The following is a 19,242-nucleotide window of genomic DNA, read 5'->3' on the forward strand; positions in this document are numbered from 1 at the left end:
GGGCTGGCGGCGATCGGCGCCCTGGCCGAGGGCGGCCGGCCGGCGCCGCGGACCGCCCGCGGGCCCTGACCGCCAGGGGAGGGGAGGCGCGCCCGGCGGCGATCCCGGCCCTGCGCCGCTGCAGGGCGCGCGCCGGGCCTGCCTTCGGGCAATCGCGGCCGGCGGGCCGGGTTCCCGCGGCAGCGACGCCATCCGCATGCGCCACGGGCGTAACCGGCCTGTGTCTCGGGCATGTGGCTGCCTCGCCACAGTGTTTCGAGGAAGTCGCGGTCCGCCGCTGCCCCCGGTTGCCGGCAATTGTTCCATTGCACCATAGTTATCCGGGACCCGCGGTGCATCCGACCATGGCGATCGCCGGAAGCGGGGGGCGGCTTCCTGTCTCGAGGGGGGACAGGCGGGTCGAGGGAACAGCCGGCGGGGCCGGCGCGTGAGGAGGATTGAGATGCGCAAGATTCTGCTGGGCACGACCGCTGTGGTCGGCGCGGCGCTCCTGGCCCCGGCGGCGCCGGCCTTCGCCCAGGAAGCCCCGACGGTCCGCATCGGCGGCTTCTTCCGGGCCTACTACGGCTATACGCAGCAGTCGGGCCGCAACTCGACGACGCCCTACACGCTGGCCACCAACACCAGCGGCGCGTCGTCCAACCTGCAGCAGCAGGCCAATGGCGCGGTCGAGAGCACCGGCGGCACGGCGCGGCTGAGCAAGAACGACTTCTCGACCGACGGCGAAGTGCATGTCTTCGTCAACGGCAAGACCGCCAACGGCCTGACCTACGGCGCGGTCATCGAGATCGCCTTCAACCAGCAGGAAGGCCGCAACATCGTCCAGCAGCGTGCCAGCACGGGCAAGACGACGGCCTCGATCGACGAGTGGTACGCCTTCATCGCCTCCCCCACCTGGGGCCAGATCCGCTTCGGTGACGAGGACGGCCCGGTCGGCGGCCTGATGAACTCCGGCGTCATCACCAACTTCGGCACCGGCGGCATCTACGGCGACCGCGAGTCCTTCGTGACCCGGCAGGCCAACACCCGCACCACCACCTCCCCGGGCGGCCTGGGCGACAACACCAAGATCATCTACCTGTCGCCGCAGTTCTTCGGCTTCGACTTCGGCGCGTCCTTCGCCTTCAACTACAACGAGGGCGAGGACACGGGCTGCTCCTCCAACGCCTCCTCCGGCTGGTGCGACACGGCCTATGCCTTCACCGGCGCGGCCAACTTCGGCATCGCCGCGGCCGGTCCGAACCAAGCGGTCCGCCGCAACGAGTACCAGGCCGCCCTCCGCTGGCGCGGCAGCCTGGCCGGCGTCGGCCTGTCCGTCACCGGCGGCTATGTCGGCGCGGGCGCGGCGAAGGAACTCAGCGCGATCACCAATGCCCAGCGCTCGGTCTTCCAGCCGCTCGGCGTCTGGCAGGTGGGTGCGCAGGCGACCGCCTACGGCCTGACCGTCGGCGCGCAGTATGAATACGGCACCTCGAACTTCTTCTGGGGCAACCCGATGAAGGGCGACCGGCCGATGGAGCAGATCTTCGCCGGTGCCAGCTACACCGTCGGGCCCTTCACCATCGGCGGCAACTACCAGTTCCAGACGGTCGAGGGCGCGAGCCGCACCTCCTACTCCTACAACGGGGCCGGCAACCTGGTGACGACGCCGAACGCCGCGGGCGCCGCGCTGATGCGCCGCTTCGGCTACGGCATCGGCGGCAACTACCGCCTCGCCCCGGGCCTCGACATCGTGGCCGAGTGGTCGAAGTTCACGGTCGCCGAGCGTGGCCGCGACCTCGACCCGCAGCGCGCCGGCGTGCAGGACCGCGGCACGGCCAACGTGTTCATCCTGGGCACCCGCCTCGCCTTCTGATCCCGGCGGGATCCCGAGACCGGGGGGCGGCGGAGCGATCCGCCGCCCCCTTGTCATGTTCAGTAAGATTACGTTTGCACCACGGGCTTGATCGATACACCCGCGGAGGATACCTCGATGGCCATGAAGCCTGTCGTCCTCGCCGTCGCGTTCACCCTGCCGCTGCTCGCCGCCTGCGGCGGCAACAACCAACGCCTGGTCAACAACGACGAGTATGGCGACTACCGCGGCAGCGTCGCCCGCAACCGGCCGCGCGGCGCCGATGCCGGGCTGGTGATCTTCGGCGTCGACAAGAACCGGGAAGCGCGGGAAGCCGCGGCGGCGGGCACCGGGCTGTCGGTGAATGCCTTCCTCTGGCGCGCCACGCTCGACACCCTGTCCTTCATGCCGCTGGCCTCCGCCGACCCCTTCGGCGGCACCATCATCACCGACTGGTACTCGCCGCCCGGCGCGGGGGCGGAGCGCTTCCGGGCCCAGGCCTATGTGCTCGGCCGGCAGCTGCGGTCGGACGGCGTCCGGGTGCAGGTCTTCCGACAGACGCTGGACCGTGGCCAGTGGCTCGATTCGCCGGTCTCCACCGCCACCAATTCCGAGCTGGAGGACAAGGTCCTCGCCCGCGCGCGGGAGCTGCGGAGCCAGTCGGCCGCCCGCTGACCGCGGCGCCGGCGGGGACCCGGCCGACGGACCCCGCCACGGCGGCTCGGAGCATGCGGATCTAGCGTCCCACGGCGCGGGCGGCCCCAGGGCGCCGGCAATCGCGCCGGGTCGGGTGCGGCGGCCTCGCCGCCCGCCGCTGATCGGCCCGAGCGGCTTCCCCCCCTTCGGCCTGAGCGCCGGCGCAGCCGGTCACGCCGGGCCCTTGCGCCGGCCAAGCTGCTTCGCCGCCACCAGGTCGGGCGCCGGTTCCGGCCCCGCCATGCTGCGGACCACCAGCACGAGGGCGGCCTTCTGCGGCAGGTCCAGGCGGCGATAGGCGCGCAGCAGCGCCTCCTCGTCGCCGGCCAGCAGGCCGAGCGAGCCCTGTTCCTCCTCCAGCAACTCCAGCGGCGGCGGCGTGTCGGGATCGAGCCCGACGAGGTAGGAGACGCTGGTGGCCAGGGCCTCGGCCAGCCGCACCAGGCGCTGGCCGCGCGGCGGCGGCGCCTTGCCGGCGAGCAGGCGGTCGAGGAAGTCGGGCGGCAGGCCGGCGGCGCGGCTGGCGTCCTCGGGCGTCAGGCCCAGCCGGTCCAGCCGTCCCTCGATCAGTTCGGCCATCGGCGCGGCATCGTCGGGCATGGCGCTTCCCACGCGCGGCGCGGGGCCGGGTTGCACCGCCTCGGGCGTCAGGGGAAGGGCGCCGCCCCTCCCGGACCCTCCCCGCCGGGGATCGAACCGACCCCCGGGCCCCCGTAGGAGTCCATCGTCGGCGGTCATTCCCCCGCCGATGACTCGAGGGGGCCAGGGGCCCTTCGGCTCCTGGTGGGGGGATCGAAGGGGGCAAAGCCCCCCTCTCGCCGCCCTAGCCCGGCAGCGTCGCCAGCGCCGCCAGCCCGCCCTGCGGCCGGTTGCGCAGCACCAGCGTGCCGCCATGCGCGCGCAGGATGTCGCGGGCGATGGTCAGCCCGAGTCCCGTCCCGCCGGTTTCCCGGTTGCGGCTGCCTTCCAGGCGGCGGAAGGGCTCGAAGACCGCTTCCAGCGACTCCGGCGCGATGCCCGGCCCGTCATCCTCGATCGCCAGCCGGATGGTCCGGCCCGGCGCTTCCGGCGCCTGCAGGATCAGGCGGGCGGCGCTGCCATAGGCCAGGGCATTGCCCACCAGGTTGGCGATGGCGCGCTTCAGCGCCACCGGCCGCACCGGCGCGGTCAGCCGGTCCGGCCCGCGATAGGCGATGCGGTCGGTGAGGTCCGGATGCGCATCCGCCGCCTCGTCCAGCACGGTGCGGCAGAGCGCGGCGAGGTCGACCGGCGCGGTCGGCTCCCGCCCCGCATCGTCGCGGGCGAAGGCCAGCGTTGCCGTCACCATCGCCTCCATCTCGTCGAGGTCGGCCAGCATCTTCCGCCGCTGCTCGTCATCCTCCATGAACTCGGCGCGCAGGCGCAGCCGGGTGATGGGCGTGCGCAGGTCGTGGCCGATCGCGGCCAGCATCTGCGTCCGTTCGCCGACAAAGGCGCGGATTCGCTGCGCCATGGTGTTGAAGGCATGCGCCGCGGTGGCAAGCTCGCTCGGGCCCGTCTCCGGCAGGGGCGGGGCATTGACGTCGCGGCCAAGCTGGTCGGCCGCCTGGGCCAGGGCCCGCACCGGCCGGGTCAGCCGCCGCACCGCCCAGAGGATGAGCAGGCCGGCCGCCAGGGTCATGGCGGCGAAGGCGATCAGGAAGGTCTCGGAATGCCAGGGCCGCGGCGGCGGCAGGTGGATGTGCAGGTTCAGCCATTCGCCGCTCGGCAGCCGCAGGCTGGCGAGGAAGCTGGGCTCCCCCGGGACCGCGCCGGTGATGATCTCCCGCGGGCGGAAGCGCGGCGGGCCGGCGATGAAGAGGTCGAGTCGCAGCAGCCGCAGCATGGGCGGCGGCATCGGCGGGTGCTCCGGCCGGGCCAGGGGCAGGTCGTCCAGCGTGGCGGTCAGGCCCTGCGGCAGCTCGAGCTCCGCCAGCATCTGCGCGCGGCGGTCGGGCGGGGCGATCATCACGGTGCGCCAGGCGCTGATGGCGCGCAGCGAGATCTCCCGCGCCTGGGTCAGGCGCTGCAGGTCCACCCGGTCCAGCGCATGGATGGTCAGGCCGGCCGCCTGCACGACGGTCAGGGCGACCAACAGCACCAGGGCGGTGCGGCCAGCCAGGCTGTGCGGCCAGGCACGCCAGCGCCGCCGTGGCGGCGGCGGACCGGCGGCCGGGGCGGCCGCCGGCGCGGGATGGCCGGTCATCCCTTCTCGACCGTCGCGGCCAGGACATAGCCGCCGCCCCGCACCGTCTTGATCAGCGTCGGGTTCCGCCCGTCATCCTCCAGCTTGCGGCGGAGGCGGGAGACGGCGACGTCGATCGCCCGGTCGAAGGGGCCGGCCTGCCGCCCGCGCAGCAGGTCCATCAGCATGTCGCGGGTCAGCACCCGGTTCGGCCGTTCCACCAGCACCTGCAGCAGCTCGTACTCGCCGCCGGTCAGCGGCACCTCGGCGCCGTCCGGGTTGAGCAGGCGGCGGCGGGCCGGCTCCAGCGTCCAGCCGGAGAAGCGGACGGCCTTGGCCGGCGGCTCCTTGGCGGCGCCGGGCTCGCCGCTCGCCCGCCGCAGCACGGCGCGGATGCGCGCCAGCAGCTCCCGCGGGTTGAAGGGCTTGCCGAGATAGTCGTCGGCGCCGAGCTCCAGCCCGACGATGCGGTCCGTCTCCTCGCTCATCGCCGTCAGCATGACGATGGGCACGCCGCCTTCCCCCGGGCCCTGGCCGCGCAGCCACTTGGCGAAGTCGAGCCCGCTCTCGCCCGGGAGCATGAGGTCGAGCACCACCAGATGGTAGCGGCCGAGCGGCCAGAGCTTGCGGGCTTCCTTGGCGTCGCGGGCGGCAGAGACGCGCATGCCCTGGCGTTCGAGGAATTTCGAAAGAAGGTCTCGGATCTCGCGGTCGTCGTCGACGACCAGGATATGCGGTTGCGGCTCCATGGCCTGTTACATAGCGCGGCCGCGGCGGATTGCCGCGCGGCAGTTGTTTCGGGCTGTTGCCGATGCCGCCCCTGTTGCAGGCGGTTGCAATTCGGCATGCCGGGGGACTTCGGCCAGCAACATGCCGAGCGCAGGTTCCTGCACACGGTCGGCGCCGTTCCATCCCCCTCCCGGTGCCGATGCGTTAAAGGCGGCGGGGATGGTTCCCCCTTCCCCTGCCACCCCGCCGCCCCCCTCCGCCCCGGTGCCCGCCGGGACCCCCTTTCCCGAGGCACCGCCCTGGGCCCGCGCCGGCATCGCCGCGCTGGTGGCGGCCGATCCGCGGCTGGGCGCGATCGAGCCGGCGGCCGGGCCGCTGGCCTGGCGGGTGCGGCAGGCGGGATTCCCCGGCCTGCTGCGGGCGATCTGCGGCCAGCAGATCAGCAACCAGGCGGCGGCGGCGATCTGGAACCGGCTGAAGGCGGTGCCGGGCGCGCTGGACCCGGCCGGGCTGCTGGCGCTGGACGATGCGACGCTGTGCGGCGTCGCCGGCCTGTCCCGCCCCAAGGCGGCGCATGCCCGCAGCCTGGCGACGGCCTGCCTGGAGGGGCGACTCGATTTCGCCGGGTTGCCCGCCATGGGTGACGAGGCAGCGGTGGCGCATATCGCCGCGGTGAAGGGCCTGGGGCGGTGGACCGCCGAGATCCACCTGCTCTTCGCCGAGCAGCGACCGGATGTCTTCCCGAGCGGCGACTTGGCCCTGGCGGCGAGCGCCGCGCATCTGCTGGGCCTGCCGGCGCGGCCGGGGCCGAAGGACTTGGCGGCGATCGCGCTGGGCTGGGCGCCCTGGCGGTCGCTGGCGGCGCGGCTGCTGTGGCACCACTGGCGCTTCGTGACGGGACGGCCGGTGGTGGAGGACGGGTAGGGGCCGGGCCGGTCAGGCCACGCAGCCCGGCCCGTTGCGGTTGAAGCTCTGCACCGTGCCGCCGCGCGTCTCGAACACCACCGAGCAGCCCTGCGGTGCCGCGCCGCCGCCCAGCCCGAAGCCGAGGCCGGTGCCGACCCCCACGCCGCTGCCGCCGCCCCGGCCGAAGCCGAAGCTGCCGAAGCCGAGCCCGATGCTGGGGTAGACCGCCGGCGCCGAGGAGGGCTGGACGAAATCCCATTGCAGCAGCCGGCGGCCATCCGCCTCGTAGCTGCGGGTCGGCACGCCGAGGCCGGCGACCAGTTCCGCCTCCGGCTTGCCGACGAAGCCGGTCATCCGCTGGTCGAAGGCCTGGGGGGTCTGGCTGGCGCAGGCGGCCAGCGCGAGGAGCAGGGGGACGGAACGCAGGCGCGACATGTGCGGAAAGCGCACGGCGCGCGCGGCGGTTCCGGAAGGGGGCGAGGCCGGCTCCCGGACCCTCCTCCTCCGCCGGGGATCGAACCGGCCCTGGGCCCGGGCCCTAGGCGATGACTCAGGCCGGTCCAGGGGTCGCCCGACCCCTGGCGGGTGGGCATCGGGGAGGGCGGCGCCCTCCCCGATGCCCCGCCGTCACGGCATCGGCGCCGCGTCGAAGCCGTTCTCGAGCACGCCGCGCGGCCGGATGTAGTCATAGGGCCCGCGCGCCAGGAACTGCCCGGTGCCCGGTTCCGCCTGCACCTTGCCGTCGCGCATCACCACCGCGCCGCGGCGCACCGTCGCCACCGGCCAGCCCGTCACCTGCATGCCTTCGTAAGGCGTGTAGTCGATGGCGTGCTGCATCAGCGCATTGGTCAGCGTGACCTGCTTCTTCGGGTCCCACAGCGCCAGGTCGGCATCGGCGCCGACGGCGATCATGCCCTTGCGCGGCGCCAGGCCCATCAGCCGCGCCGGGTTGGTCGCGGTCAGGCGGACGAACTCGTCGAGCGTGATGCGGCCCTTCGACACGCCCTCGCTGAACAGGATCGGCAGCCGCGCGGCGAGGCCGGGAATGCCGTTCGGGATGTCGCGGAAGGGCGCGTCGCGGCCGGACACCGCCTTGCCGTCCTCCCCGCCCATTGAGAAGCCGCAATGGTCCGAGGTGACGACGTCCAGCGTGCCGCGGCGGATCATCTCCCAGACGCGGGCGTGCTCCTCCGTCGTGCGCGGGGAGGGGCTGCACATGAAGGCGGCGCCCCCAAACCCCGGCCGGTCCATGTCGGCCGCGGTCAGCGTCAGGTATTGCGGGCAGGTCTCGCCCCAGACCTTCAGGCCGCGATGCTGCGCGCGGGCGATCTCCTCCGCCGCCTCGGCGCAACTCACGTGGAAGACCTGGATCGGCTGGTCCACCAGCTCCGCCAGCGCGATGGCGCGGTGCGTCGCCTCACGCTCGACCACCGGCGGGCGGGACCAGGCATGGTATTTCGGCGCGGTCAGGCCGGCGGCGAGCAGCGCCTCCGTCCGCCACTTGATGGCGGCGTAGTTCTCGCAATGCACGGTGACGAGGCAGCCATTCTTCCGCGCCGTCACCAGAACCTTCAGGTATTCCTCGTCGGACAGGTGCAGCGGTTCGTAGGTCAGGAACACCTTCAGGCTGCGGATGCCCTTGGCGACGATCTGCGGGACCTCGCGCTGCAGCACGTCCTCGGTCGGGTCGGTGATGATCTGGTGGAAGCTGTAGTCCAGCATCCCCTTCGCCGCGCGCTGCTCGTAGTCGGCGATGCGGGGCAGGATGCCCTCGCCTTTCCACTGCGGCACGAAGCAGACGACGGAGGTGGTGCCCCCGGCGAACGCGGACGTGCTGGCGGTGACGAAGCTTTCCTCGTTCACCGTCACGGGCACGTCGCCGGCGGTGCCGACATAGCCGCCGCGGGACGGTTCCTCGATATGGCAGTGGCTGTCGATGCCGCCGGGCAGCACCAGCAGGCCGCCGGCCTCTAGCACCTGCGCGCCATCCGCCAGGTTTTCCGCCAGCGCGACGATGCGCCCGCCCTTGATGCCGATGTCGCAGCGCGTGGTGCCGAAGCCGGTCGCCACCTCCCCGCCGCGCACCACCAGGTCGTATTCGGCCATGCTCCCCCTCCGCCGGTCGCCCGGGCGGGAGCATGCGACGGTTGGCGGCAGGGATCGAGGGGGGCCTTGCCCCCCTCGAACTCCCCCCACCAGGGGTCAGGCGACCCCTGGACTGGCCCTGGTCATCGCCGCGGGCGTTGCCCGCGACGATTAAACCCACACGGGGGTCCGGGAGGCGGTTCGATCCCCGGCGGGAGGGTCCAGGGAGGGACAGGGGCACCCCATGGCGCAATGCGCCATGGGGACCCCGCAGGGCCCTCCCCGGGTCAGGCGGTACCCGCGACGGGCAGCCGGTCCAGCGCCTCCGGCGACAGCGCGCGCAGGAACTCCTCGCCCCAGCGCTCGGGCGAGGTCTCGGCGATCGCCGCCCAGGCGTCCTGCCAGCGCGCCCGCCGCTCGGCCAACGGCATGTCGAGCGCGGCGCAGATCGCCTCCGCCATGCCTTCCGCATCATGCGGGTTCACCAGCAGGGCGGAGGTGAGCTGCGCCGCGGCGCCGGCGAAGCGGGACAGCACGAGCACGCCCGGATCGGCCGGGTCCTGCGCCGCGACATATTCCTTGGCGACGAGGTTCATACCGTCCCGCAGCGGCGTCACCACGCCGACGCGGGCCAGGCGCATGAAGCCGGCGACGGTGTCGCGCGCCTGCGGCCGGGCCAGCAGGCGCAGCGGCAGCCAGTCCGGCTCCCCGAGTTCCGAGTTGATGGCGCCGGCCGCCGTGTCGATCTCCTGCCGCAGCCGCTTGTAGGCGGCGACATCCTCGCGCGACGGCGCGGCGATCTGCAGCATGGCCAGGCTGCGCGGCGGGCGGCGGGCGGCGACGCGGCGGAAGGCTTCCAGCCGTTCCGGGATGCCCTTGGTCGGGTCCAGCCGGTCCACGCCCAGCAGCAGCGCCTGCTCCCGCAGGGACCGGGCGAGCAGCCGCGCCGGCTCCGCCTGCATCTGCGCCGCGGCGGTGGCGGCGAATTCCGGCGCGGCGATCTCGGCCGGGAAGACGCCGAGGCGGACGGGGCGGCCACCGAGTTCCAGCATCTCGTCGCCCGTGCGCACCGCGCCGGCGAAGCCGATGGCGGTGGCGGCGAAATTCTCCCGGTCGCTGGCGGTCTGGAAGCCCAGCAGGTCGCAGGCCAGCACATCCTGCACCAGGCCGCGTATGCCGGGCGCCACGGCGGCGGCGTCGGCCGCCGGGAAGGGGACGTGCAGGTAGAAGCCGGTCGGGCCCAGCACGCCGCGCTGCCGCAGGGCGGCCGGCAGCGACAGCAGGTGGTAGTCATGCACCCAGATGCGGTCGTCCTGCCGCAGCATCGGCACCAGCGCATCGGCGAAGCGGCGGTTGACCCGGCGATAGGTGTCGAGGTCCGGGCGGCGGAAGGACATCAGGTGCGGCAGGCCATGCAGCATCGGCCAGAGCACGCCGTTGCTGTAGCCGGTGTAGTAGCCGCGATGCTCGGCCTCGGTCAGGTCGATGGTGGCATAGCCGACGCCGCTGCGCTGCACGAGGTTGGGCGGGCTGGCCGCCTCGGCGACGGCGCCGCTCCAGCCGAACCACAGCCCGCCGCGGCGTTGCATGAGGCCGAGCAGCGCCACCGCGAGCCCGCCGGCCTGGCCGGCATTGCCCTGCGGCACCGGCACCCGGTTGGAGACGACGACGATCCGGCTCATCCCACCTCCAGCACCGCCACCGGAAGTCGGGCAAGCACCTGCCCGACGGGCAGGCGGTCGCCCGGGGCGTGCTGACCCTCCCCGGTCAGCGCGTCCCGCCAGTGCCGTGCCTCCCATGAAGGCGGCAGGCGAAGATCGGTTCCGCTCCATTCCGCCCCCGGCAGCAGCGGCATCGGCGATTCCCCGAGCACGGTGCCCGGCAGCCGCGTTGCGACGACCAGCGCGGCGGCGTCCTTCCGCGTGCGGAGGAAGGCGAGGACGTGCTGCGCCCGCGGGCCTTCCACCGTCACCGGGTGGTAGTCGCCCTCGGCGAACAGGGCCGGGTGCCGGGTGCGCAGGGCCAGGGCGCGGGCGATGACGGCCTGCTTCACCCGCCCGTCCTGCCAGTCCGCCAGCAACTCGGCCGGCGGCTGGGCCTGGGCGAGCGCAGCCTGCCGCGCCTCCCAGTCCACCGGCCGGCGGTTGTCCGGGTCGACCAGCGACAGGTCCCAGAACTCGGTCCCCTGGTAGAGGTCGGGCACGCCCGGCGCGGTGCAGCGGAGCAGGGCCTGGGACAGGCCGTTGACCGCGGCCGCCGGGGCGATGCGGGCGGCGAAGCCGGCGATCTCCTCCCGCATCCGGCTGGCGCGGTCGGGCGCCATCATGGCGCCGACGAAGTCGCGGCAGGCGGCCTCGTAGTCCAGGTTCGGCACCGCCCATTCGGTGCGGCGCTTCGCCTCCCGCAGCGCCTTCTCCTGCCAGGCGCAGACGCGGTCGAGGAACTCGGCCACCCCGGCCTCGTCGGTGGGGGAGAGGCCGAGCGGCCAGGCGCCGACCAGCGTCTGGTAGAGCATGAGCTGGGCGCTCATCCCCGGCGCCGGCCCGTCCGGCAGGTCCTTCCGCAGCGGCGCGTTCAGGCGGGACCAGCGGGCGACGGCGGCGGTCCATTCGCCATGCAACTCGGACAGCACCGCCAGCCGGGCGCGGACATCCTCGCCGCGCTTGTGGTCATGCGTGGCGGTGGCCAGCAGCGCGCGCGGGAAGGATTTCGCCCGGCTGCGGGCGCTGCCATGGAAGGCGGCGGGGGTGACGGCGAAGCGGGCGGGGTCCGAGCCGACCTCGTTGCGGGAGATCAGCCGGCCATAGCGGTAGAAGGCGGTGTCCTCCACGCTCTTCGCCGCCGTGGGCGCCGACAATTGCTGGAAGCGCACGGCGGCCGCGAGGCGATCCCGCCGCAGCACCGGCGGCAGGCTGCGGGGCGGGTCGCCGCCCAGCCAGCCATCCAGCAGGTCGATCAGCGGCCGGTCGGCGGCGCGCACGGTGCGGCGGGCGCCGGCCAGCGCCCAGTCGAGGATCCGGTTGTCCTCCGCGCTCCGCCCGCCCTGCGTGATGTAGAGCCGGTAGACGGGGAAGTGGACCAGCACCTCGGTCAGCGCGCGGCGCAGGCCGGTCAGCGTGAAGTCCCGCGTCGCCAGGTCGCGCATCGCCACGCGCTTCATGGCGGCGGCGGTGCCGTTCAGCTCCGAGGCCAGGTTGTCGCGCAGGATCTGGCGGCGGGCCGCCCGCGCCTCCTCGTCGAAGGACGGGCTGCGGCCGGTCTGGTCGGTCCAGAGCGTGGTCAGCGGCCCCTCGCCCTCGGGGTCGTGCAGGACGCCGCTCGCCTCGTCCATGAAGTCGTAGCCGGTGGTGCCGTCCACCATCCAGTCGGTGCGCAGCGTCTCGAAGGGGGCGAGGATCTTCTCCACCCAGATCATCGGCGCGCGGTCCGGCCGCACCGCCTGCATGCGCCGGTGCAGCTTGCGGCAATAGCCGCGCGGGTCGGCCAGGCCGTCCACATGGTCGATCCGCAGCCCGTCCACCGCGCCTTCGGCATAGAGCTTGAGGATCAGGTCATGCGTGGCGTCGAAGACCTCGGGCAGTTCCTGCCGCATGCCGGCCAGCGAGGTGATGTCGAAGAAGCGGCGCCAGTTGATCTCGTCCGCCGCGGCGCGCCACCAGGCGAGGCGGTAGTGCTGCCGTTCCAGCAGCCGGTGCAGCGCGCTCCGCCCCGCCTCCGTCCCGGCATCGAAGCCGGCGAGGGCGGCCTGCAGCGCGGCCCCGCCCCCCGGCGTCTCGGCGAAGCGCCGCAGCCGGTCGCGCAGCGCGGCGGCCTGTTCGCGCGCCAGGGCGCGGTCGCGCTGCTGCAGGCCGACGCGGCCGAATTCCTGCCCGAGGGCCGCGAGGGTCGGGTCCTGCGCGGCCTGCAGCACATGGTGGTAGTGCTGCGGCGCGATGGGGAACCGGTGCTCGAAATACTGCGCGTGCAGGCGGCCATCCGCGGCGTCGAACAGCAGCTTGAGGTCGCCCGATCCCAGCGCCTCGCCATAGGGGGCGCCGAGGAAGGGCATGAGCATGCGGTTGGACAGCGACCGGTCCGGCGGGTCCCAGTCGATGTCGAAGAAGCCCGCATAGGGGCTCTGCCGACCCCATTCGAGCACGTCCAGCCACCAGGCATTGTCGGACCCGCCGACGCCCATGTGGTTGGGCACGATGTCGATGATGAGGCCCAGGCCGTGCTGCTTCAGCGCGGCGGAGAGGCGGCGGAAGGCCGGCTCCCCGCCCAGTTCCGGGTTGAGCTGGTTGTGGTCGACGATGTCGTAGCCGTGGGTGGACCCCGGCCGCGCCTTCAGGATGGGCGAGGCGTAGAGATGGCTGATCCCGAGTTGCGCGAGATAGGGGATGAGGGGGACGGCGTCGTCCAGTGTGAAGCCGGCATGGAATTGCAGGCGGGCGGTCGCGCGCAGGCCCGCCGGGCCCGTGTCGCGCGGCGGGTTCGCCATGGGTCTCTCTCCGTCTGCTCAGTCACGTGACGGAGCGAAAGCGGCCGGGACCCGCGCGAGTTCCTTCGCCCGGAGGGGCGCCGCGGCCTTTCGGCCGCGGCCGGTCGCATGGGCCATGCGCGGCGTCGTCCATGCGACCGTGGCGGGCGGCAATGGCGGCCGGCCGTGGCAGGCGAACATAGGGGAGGGGACAGGGCCCTCTCCCGCCGGATGGTCAGGCCCTGGGCCTCGCCCGCGCGAAGGCCTCGACGCGCCGCGCCACCGCCGGGTCGTCCAGCAGGGTCGCGGCATCGCCGGGCATGCGGCGCTGCCAGTTCGGGTGCTGCGCCACCGTGCCGGGCAGGTTCGGCTGTTCCGGCATGGCCAGCGCATCCTCGAGCGGCAGGATGGCGAGCGCGCAATTGGCGCCGCCGACATGCGCCAGCGCCGTGTCCACCACCGTGACGCCCTGGTCCGGCGGCGGCTGGTCGCCGGTGGCGGCGCCGCTTTCCAGGAAGGCGGTCCACAGCGCGCCGCGGTCGCGGGTCCGCTGCGCCTCCTCCCGCTCCGTCGTCGCGGCATCCGGGAACAGGCCGAGCTCGGACCGCCAGCCGATGTCGCGGCCCTGCCACCAGCCGACCACCGTCGGCAGGTCATGCGTGGTCGTCATCGCCGTCGCGTTGCGGGGCCAGTGCCGCGGGCTGCGGAAGCTTCCATCCTGCTCCTGCTCGAACCACAGCACCTTCATGCCGAGGATGCCGGCCTGCTCCATGCGCTGGTGGAAGCCGTCCGGCAGGGTGCCCAGGTCCTCGCCGATGACGATTGCCCGGTGGCGGTGCGATTCCAGGGCCAGCAGGCGGACCAGGTCGTCGATCGGGTAGCGGAGATAGGCGCCCTCCGCCGGGCCGGCGCCGCGCGGCACGACCCAGAGGCGCTGCAGCCCCATCGCATGGTCCACCCGAACGCCGCCGGAATGGCGGAAGGCGGCGCGCAGCAATTCGAGGAAGGCGCCGAAGCCGCCGGCCCGCATCTCCAGCGGGGAGAAGGCGGTCAGGCCCCAGTCCTGCCCGAGAGGCGAGAAGATGTCGGGCGGCGCGCCCACCGTCACGTCGGGCAGGATGGCGCGCTGGTGCGACCAGGCATGGCTGCCGCCGCCATCGGTGCCCACCGCCAGGTCGGCGATGAGGCCGACGGGCATCCCCGCCTCCCGCGCCGCCGCCTGCGCCGCGCCGCGGGAGGCATCGGCCAGCCATTGGCAGAAGGCATGGAAGGCGACTTCCGGCGCATGGTCGCGGGCGAAGCGCTGCATCCCGGGGCTGTCCGGCGCCTGGAACTCGGCCGGCCAGTCGCGCCAGTGCCACAGGGCGGGGTCGCGGCCATAGAGATGCGCATGCAGCGCCTCGAACCGCGCATGCGCCTCCAGCGCCGTCCCGGCCTGGCTGCGGTAGTCGACGAAGCCGGGATGGTCGGCGGCGCGGTCGTAGAGCGCGCGCAGGCGGGCGAGCTTGCGGCGGGCGGCGGCCGGCCAGTCGATCAGCTCGTCCGGCGGGCCGGGATCGCCCGGCACCTCGCCCAGCGCCGCGGCGGGATCGGCATAGAGCACGTTGCTGAAGATGCGGGAGGAAGGCGAGTAGGGCCCGTATTTCGTCACATCGGCCGAGAACAGCGCATGCGCCGGGCTGACCGCGATGGCGGCGCAGCCGCGGCGGCCGGCGGCATGGGCCAGGGCGGCGACGGCGCCGAAATCGCCGATGCCCATGTCCCGCGCGCCGCGCAGCGCATGGATCTGCGCCGCCAGCGCCCAGGGCAGGTGCCCGCCATGCGCATCCGCGCCCAGGTCGCCCAGCGTCACGCAGCGCGGCGGCGCGGCGGCGACGATGCAATGCGCATCGTCGAGATGCAGGCGGTGATAGCCGGGGGTGGAGATGGCGGGCAGCCGCGCCTCGCCGCCCCAGCCGCGTTCCAGATGGCCCTCGATTCGGTCGCCGCCCTCGATGTCCAGCCGGAAGCGATGGCCGACCGCGGCGCCCGGGACATGCACGCCATCCGGGCCGATGGTCATGGTGATCAGCGGCGGCAGGCGCTGCGCCAGCGCGTCCAGCGCCGCCTTCGCCGCCTCGGCATCCTCGGGCAGGCCCTGGGCGGCGAGGACGGCGCGCAGCGTGTCGGGCGCGACTGTCTTGGCCTCCCCGCGCACGTCGCGCCAGGTGGTGGCGATGCCGGCCGCCTCGGCCGTGGCGCGGAGGTCGTCGTCGGTGGTCATCGGATGTCCTTCAGCCCCGCGGGCCGCGGGAGGGGCGCCGCCCCTCCCGCACCCACCCCGCCAAGGGCCGAAAGGCCCCTGGACCCCTCGAGTCTTGGCGCAGCGCCGTGAGAAGGGAAAGCGACACTCAGGCGTCCAGCAGCGCGACGGTGCAGCGGGCGGGCAGCATGCCGCCGGCCAGCGTGCCGGCCGCGCCCGCCAGGCTCTCGAACAGCGGCGTGCCCTGGGCGGTGCAGACCGCCGCCTCGGCCCCCAGGTTGCAGGCCAGGATCAGCACGGCGCCATCGCCCAGTCGCCAGCGGGCGAGCACCGCCGCTTCGCCCACCACCTCGGCGCCCAGCGCCTGCGCGCCGGGCAGGCGCGGGATGATGTGCCGGTGCCGCAGCGCCAGCAGCCGGCGATGCAGCGCCAGCACGGCATCGTGCGGCGGCCGCCGCGCCTCCGCCGGGTCGGGGATAGAGGCGGTGAAGGTGGCCGCGGCATTCGGGTCCGGGATGCGTTCCCGCTTCGCCGGGTCCTGGAACGCCGCGAATTTGGAGAATTCCTTGCGCCGGCCGGCGGTGACCAGCGGCGCCAGCTCGGCATTGTGGTCGGTGAAGAACAGGAAGGGCGCGGTCGCGCCCCATTCCTCGCCCATGAACAGCATGGGGATCTGCGGCGAGAGCAGCAGCAGCGCCGTCGCCGCCGCCAGCGCCTGCGGCTCGGCCAGCGCCGTCAGCCGTTCCCCGAAGGCGCGGTTGCCAACCTGGTCGTGGTTCTGCAGGAACAGCACGAAGGCGGTGGGCGGCAGGTGGGCGCTGGGCTCGCCGCGCGGCGCGCCGAGATGCTCCGAGCGCTGCCCCTGGAAGAGGAAGCCTTCGCCCAGCACCGTCGCCAGCTTCGTCGCGCCGGCCTCGGCGAAATCCTCGTAGTAGCCCTCGCGCTCGCCGGTCAGCAGCGGGTGCAGGATGTTGTGGCCGTCGTCGTTCCACTGCGCGTCGAAGGCGCCGCCGGGCCGCAGGTGGCGGGCGCCGTTGCGCTCGTTCTCCAGCACCAAGTGGACATGGCGGCCGGGGGACTGCGCTGCGACCTCCCGCCGGATCCGCGCGCCCAGCACGTCCAGCCAGTCGGTCTCGGCGATGGCGTGCACCGCATCGAAGCGCAGCCCGTCGAAGCGGTACTCGTTCAGCCAGAACAGCGCGTTGTCCTCGAAGAAGGACCGCACCGCCGGCTTCTTGAAGTCGATGGCGGCGCCCCAGGGGGTGTGGATCCCCTCGTCGAAGAAGGGCTTGGCATAGGCATGGAGATAGGCGCCGTCCGGGCCGAAATGGTTGTAGACGACGTCGAGGAACATCATCAGCCCGAGGCCGTGCGCCGCGTCGACCAGCGCCTTCAGGTCCTCGGGCGTGCCCAGCGCGGTGTCGGGCGCATAGGGCAGCACGCCGTCATAGCCCCAGTTGCGCGCGCCCGGGCTGTCGTTGACCGGCATCAGCTCGATGGCGGTGACGCCCAGGTCCTTCAGCCGTGGCAGTGCCGCCTGCACGCCCTTGAAGCCGCCCATGGCGCCGGCATGCACCTCGTACAGCACCACCTCGTGCCAGGGGCGCCCCTGCCAGCCGGCATGGCGCCATTCATAGCCATGCGGGTCCAGCACCACCGAGGCGTCGTGCACATCGCCGGCCTGCAGGCGCGATGCCGGGTCGGGCACCGCCAGGTCGTCCGAGACGCGGAAGCGGTACTGCGCGCCGGCGCCGACCGGCGCCTCCACCTCGTGCCAGCCATCGCCCAGCGCGTTCATCGCCTGCGGGGCATGCTGCGCCACCTCCAGCAGCACCTGCGGCGCATCCGGCGCCCAGAGCCGGAAGCGGGTGCGGGGATGGCCGCCCAGCGGGTCCAGCAGCATCGCGCCCCAGGTGGTCGCCTGCGCGAAGCGGCTCATGCCAGCCTCGCCGCCAGCAGCACCGCGCCATGCGGGCCGACCGGCACCGCCTCGTCCAGCACCGGGCGCTCCGGCGCTTCGGGGTGCACGCTGTCCAGCGCCAGGGTCCAGTCCAGCCGCGGCGCGGGCAGGGCGAAGGCATGGCCGGCGGCATCGGCGTTCAGCAGCAGCAGCGTGACATCGACGCCGCCATCCTCCGCCGCCACGGCGCGGCGCAGCGCCAGGGTGCGTTCCTCGGGCAGGTTCCAGGCCTCGGGCGTCATGGGTCTTCCGTGCTGGTCGAACCAGGCAATGTCGTTCAGGCCGGGCCGAAGTTCCGTCACGCCATGCAGGAAGATGGCGGGACGCAGCGGCGGCAGGCGCCGGCGCAGCGCGATCAGCCGCGCGGTGAAGCGCCGCAGCGCCAGCGCCGGCGGCGTCGCCGCCAGGTCCCAGTCCACCCAGGACAGGTCGTTGTCCTGGTTATAGGCGTTGTTGTTGCCCTGCTGGGTCCGCAGCATCTCGTCGCCGGCCAGCAGCATGGGCGTGCCGGCGGAGGCGAAGACGGTGACCAGCATGGCCCGCCGCACCGCGGCGCGGGCTGACAGGGTCGCGGCATCCTCGGTCGCGCCTTCCGTGCCCCAGTTGCGGCTGTGGTTGTCGCCATGGCCGTCGCGGTTGTCCTCGCCATTCGCCGCGTTGTGCTTCGCCTCGTAGGCGGTGAGGTCGGCGAGGGTGAAGCCATCATGCGAGGCGACGTAGTTCACGCTGGCCCAGGGCCGCCGCCGCCGCCGGTCGAACAGCCCGGCCGAGCCGGTGAGGCGGGCGGCGAGGTCGCTGCGCATCCCGGCATCGCCGCGCCAGAAGCGGCGCACGCCGTCGCGGAAGCGGTCGTTCCATTCGGCGAAGCCGGGCGGGTGGTTGCCGAGCTGGTAGCCGCCCGGGCCGATGTCCCAGGGCTCGCTGATCAGCTTCACCCGGCTGAGCACCGGGTCCTGGCGGATGGCGTCGAAGAAGCCGCTGCCGGGGTCGAAGCCCGGCCCCTCCCGCCCCAGGATGGTGCCGAGGTCGAAGCGGAACCCGTCGATCCGGTATTCCGTGACCCAGTAGCGCAGGCTGTCCATCACCATCTGCAGCACGCGCGGATGCGAGAGGTTCACCGTGTTGCCGCAGCCGGTGTCGTTGATGCAGTGCCGCTCGTCGCCCGGGATCAGCCGGTAGTAGGACGCGTTGTCGAGCCCGCGCCAGGACAGCGTCGGGCCCAGCTCGCTGCCCTCGCAGGTGTGGTTGTAGACGACGTCGAGGATGACCTCGATGCCCGCGCCGTGCAGGCGGCGGACGGCCACCTTCAGCTCGTTGCGCATCCACGCTTCCATCAGGTAGCGCGGCTCCGGCGCGAAGAAGGAGAGGGTGGAATAGCCCCAGTAGTTCCGCAGCCCCTTCTCCACCAGGAAGCGGTCCTGCAGGAAGGCCTGGATCGGCAGCAGCTCGATGGCGGTGACGCCGAGGCGCTGCAGGTGCTCGATCACCCGCGGGTCGGCGAGGGCGGCGAAGGTGCCCCGTTCCCGCGCGCCGATGTCGTGCCAGCGCATGGTCAGGCCGCGCAGATGCGCCTCGTAGATCACCGTGCGGTCCCAGGGCGTGCAGGGATGCCGGTCGTCGCCCCAGGCGAAGCTGTCATCCACCACCACGCCCTTCGGCATGGCCGGCGCGCTGTCCCGCCGGTCGAAGGACAGGTCGCTGCGGCCGGCGCCGGGCCGGTAGCCGAACAGCACGTCCGACCAGCGCAGCTCCCCGTGCAGCTGCTTGGCATATGGGTCGAGAAGCAGCTTGTGCGGGTTGAAGCGATGGCCGCGCCGCGGCTCGTAGGGGCCATAGGCGCGGTAGCCGTAGATCTGCCCCGGCCGGGCTTCCGGCAGGTAGCCGTGCCAGACCTCGTCCGTGCATTCCGGCAGCGGCAGCCGCGCCACCTCCCGCCGGCCGGAGGGGTCGAAGAGGCAGAGGTCGATCCGCTCGGCATTCGCCGAGAAGACGGCGAAATTCACCCCCAGCCCGTCCCAGCTCGCGCCCAGCGGGTCCGGCCGGCCGGGCAGCAGGCGGCTCGGCAGCGGCGGCATCTCAGCCCCGGCCCGCGCGGCGGCCCGGGCCGGGCCGGGCGCCGCCCGCGGCG

The 19,242-nt window shown here is 73.5% G+C and carries 13 protein-coding genes; 3 read left to right on the forward strand and 10 right to left on the reverse strand.

Annotated features, from left to right (window positions below):
- Positions 1 to 442: 442 nt before the first annotated feature.
- Positions 443 to 1,855, forward strand: a complete 1,413-nt coding sequence (locus E2C05_RS16975) for a porin (protein ID WP_133220836.1) — start codon at positions 443 to 445, stop codon at positions 1,853 to 1,855.
- Positions 1,856 to 1,978: 123 nt separating this feature from the next.
- The gene (locus tag E2C05_RS16980; protein ID WP_133220837.1) at positions 1,979 to 2,509 is read left to right on the forward strand and encodes a DUF3576 domain-containing protein; all 531 of its coding nucleotides are present in this window, start codon (positions 1,979 to 1,981) and stop codon (positions 2,507 to 2,509) included.
- Positions 2,510 to 2,701: 192 nt separating this feature from the next.
- On the opposite strand, the gene E2C05_RS16985 is transcribed toward E2C05_RS16980, so the two are convergent.
- The 3 genes from E2C05_RS16985 to E2C05_RS16995 form a co-directional block, all read right to left on the reverse strand.
- Entirely contained in the window at positions 2,702 to 3,130 is a 429-nt protein-coding gene (locus E2C05_RS16985; protein WP_133220838.1) for a helix-turn-helix domain-containing protein, read from the reverse strand.
- 223 nt (positions 3,131 to 3,353) lie between these two features.
- Positions 3,354 to 4,754, reverse strand: coding sequence for an ATP-binding protein (locus E2C05_RS16990; protein WP_133220839.1), 1,401 nt, complete (start codon positions 4,752 to 4,754; stop codon positions 3,354 to 3,356).
- Positions 4,751 to 5,482, reverse strand: a complete 732-nt coding sequence (locus E2C05_RS16995) for a response regulator (protein WP_133220840.1) — start codon at positions 5,480 to 5,482, stop codon at positions 4,751 to 4,753. Before E2C05_RS16995 ends, E2C05_RS16990 begins: the two co-directional genes overlap by 4 nt.
- A 244-nt stretch (positions 5,483 to 5,726) precedes the next feature.
- On the opposite strand from E2C05_RS16995, the gene E2C05_RS17005 reads away from it, so the two are divergent.
- A complete protein-coding gene (locus tag E2C05_RS17005) occupies positions 5,727 to 6,386 on the forward strand; it encodes a DNA-3-methyladenine glycosylase family protein (protein ID WP_133220841.1) in 660 nt (219 codons plus the stop codon).
- Between the two features lie 12 nt (positions 6,387 to 6,398).
- On the opposite strand, the gene E2C05_RS17010 is transcribed toward E2C05_RS17005, so the two are convergent.
- The 7 genes from E2C05_RS17010 to glgX form a co-directional block, all read right to left on the reverse strand.
- Positions 6,399 to 6,803, reverse strand: a complete 405-nt coding sequence (locus E2C05_RS17010; RefSeq protein ID WP_133220842.1) for a hypothetical protein — start codon at positions 6,801 to 6,803, stop codon at positions 6,399 to 6,401.
- A gap of 192 nt (positions 6,804 to 6,995) precedes the next feature.
- Positions 6,996 to 8,474: a dihydropyrimidinase gene (gene hydA / locus E2C05_RS17015; RefSeq protein WP_133220843.1), complete on the reverse strand. Its 1,479-nt coding sequence runs from the start codon at positions 8,472 to 8,474 to the stop codon at positions 6,996 to 6,998.
- Between the two features lie 266 nt (positions 8,475 to 8,740).
- Complete coding sequence (locus E2C05_RS17020) at positions 8,741 to 10,135, reverse strand: alpha,alpha-trehalose-phosphate synthase (UDP-forming) (protein WP_158292181.1); 1,395 nt, start codon at positions 10,133 to 10,135, stop codon at positions 8,741 to 8,743.
- Complete coding sequence (gene treY, locus E2C05_RS17025) at positions 10,132 to 12,933, reverse strand: malto-oligosyltrehalose synthase (protein WP_133220845.1); 2,802 nt, start codon at positions 12,931 to 12,933, stop codon at positions 10,132 to 10,134. Before treY ends, E2C05_RS17020 begins: the two co-directional genes overlap by 4 nt.
- Before the next feature lie 214 nt (positions 12,934 to 13,147).
- Positions 13,148 to 15,175 (reverse strand): 4-alpha-glucanotransferase, encoded by a 2,028-nt coding sequence (malQ, locus tag E2C05_RS17030; protein ID WP_133220846.1) that lies wholly within the window; start codon positions 15,173 to 15,175, stop codon positions 13,148 to 13,150.
- 127 nt (positions 15,176 to 15,302) lie between these two features.
- The gene (treZ, locus tag E2C05_RS17035; RefSeq protein ID WP_133220847.1) at positions 15,303 to 17,093 is read right to left on the reverse strand and encodes a malto-oligosyltrehalose trehalohydrolase; all 1,791 of its coding nucleotides are present in this window, start codon (positions 17,091 to 17,093) and stop codon (positions 15,303 to 15,305) included.
- Positions 17,090 to 19,189 (reverse strand): glycogen debranching protein GlgX, encoded by a 2,100-nt coding sequence (gene glgX, locus E2C05_RS17040; protein WP_133220848.1) that lies wholly within the window; start codon positions 19,187 to 19,189, stop codon positions 17,090 to 17,092. Before glgX ends, treZ begins: the two co-directional genes overlap by 4 nt.
- Between the last annotated feature and the right edge of the window lie 53 nt (positions 19,190 to 19,242).

This window comes from Paracraurococcus ruber (assembly GCF_004353985.1).
Lineage (GTDB): Bacteria > Pseudomonadota > Alphaproteobacteria > Acetobacterales > Acetobacteraceae > Paracraurococcus > Paracraurococcus ruber.

Coding starts and splice junctions, on each gene's coding strand:
- E2C05_RS16985 (WP_133220838.1), bottom strand. CDS start 3,130: ATGCCCGACGATGCCGCGCCGATGGCCGAACTGATCGAGGGACGGCTG.
- glgX (WP_133220848.1), bottom strand. CDS start 19,189: ATGCCGCCGCTGCCGAGCCGCCTGCTGCCCGGCCGGCCGGACCCGCTG.
- treZ (WP_133220847.1), bottom strand. CDS start 17,093: ATGAGCCGCTTCGCGCAGGCGACCACCTGGGGCGCGATGCTGCTGGAC.
- E2C05_RS16990 (WP_133220839.1), bottom strand. CDS start 4,754: ATGACCGGCCATCCCGCGCCGGCGGCCGCCCCGGCCGCCGGTCCGCCG.
- hydA (WP_133220843.1), bottom strand. CDS start 8,474: ATGGCCGAATACGACCTGGTGGTGCGCGGCGGGGAGGTGGCGACCGGC.
- E2C05_RS16995 (WP_133220840.1), bottom strand. CDS start 5,482: ATGGAGCCGCAACCGCATATCCTGGTCGTCGACGACGACCGCGAGATC.
- treY (WP_133220845.1), bottom strand. CDS start 12,933: ATGGCGAACCCGCCGCGCGACACGGGCCCGGCGGGCCTGCGCGCGACC.
- E2C05_RS17020 (WP_158292181.1), bottom strand. CDS start 10,135: ATGAGCCGGATCGTCGTCGTCTCCAACCGGGTGCCGGTGCCGCAGGGC.
- E2C05_RS16980 (WP_133220837.1), top strand. CDS start 1,979: ATGAAGCCTGTCGTCCTCGCCGTCGCGTTCACCCTGCCGCTGCTCGCC.
- E2C05_RS16975 (WP_133220836.1), top strand. CDS start 443: ATGCGCAAGATTCTGCTGGGCACGACCGCTGTGGTCGGCGCGGCGCTC.
- E2C05_RS17010 (WP_133220842.1), bottom strand. CDS start 6,803: ATGTCGCGCCTGCGTTCCGTCCCCCTGCTCCTCGCGCTGGCCGCCTGC.
- malQ (WP_133220846.1), bottom strand. CDS start 15,175: ATGACCACCGACGACGACCTCCGCGCCACGGCCGAGGCGGCCGGCATC.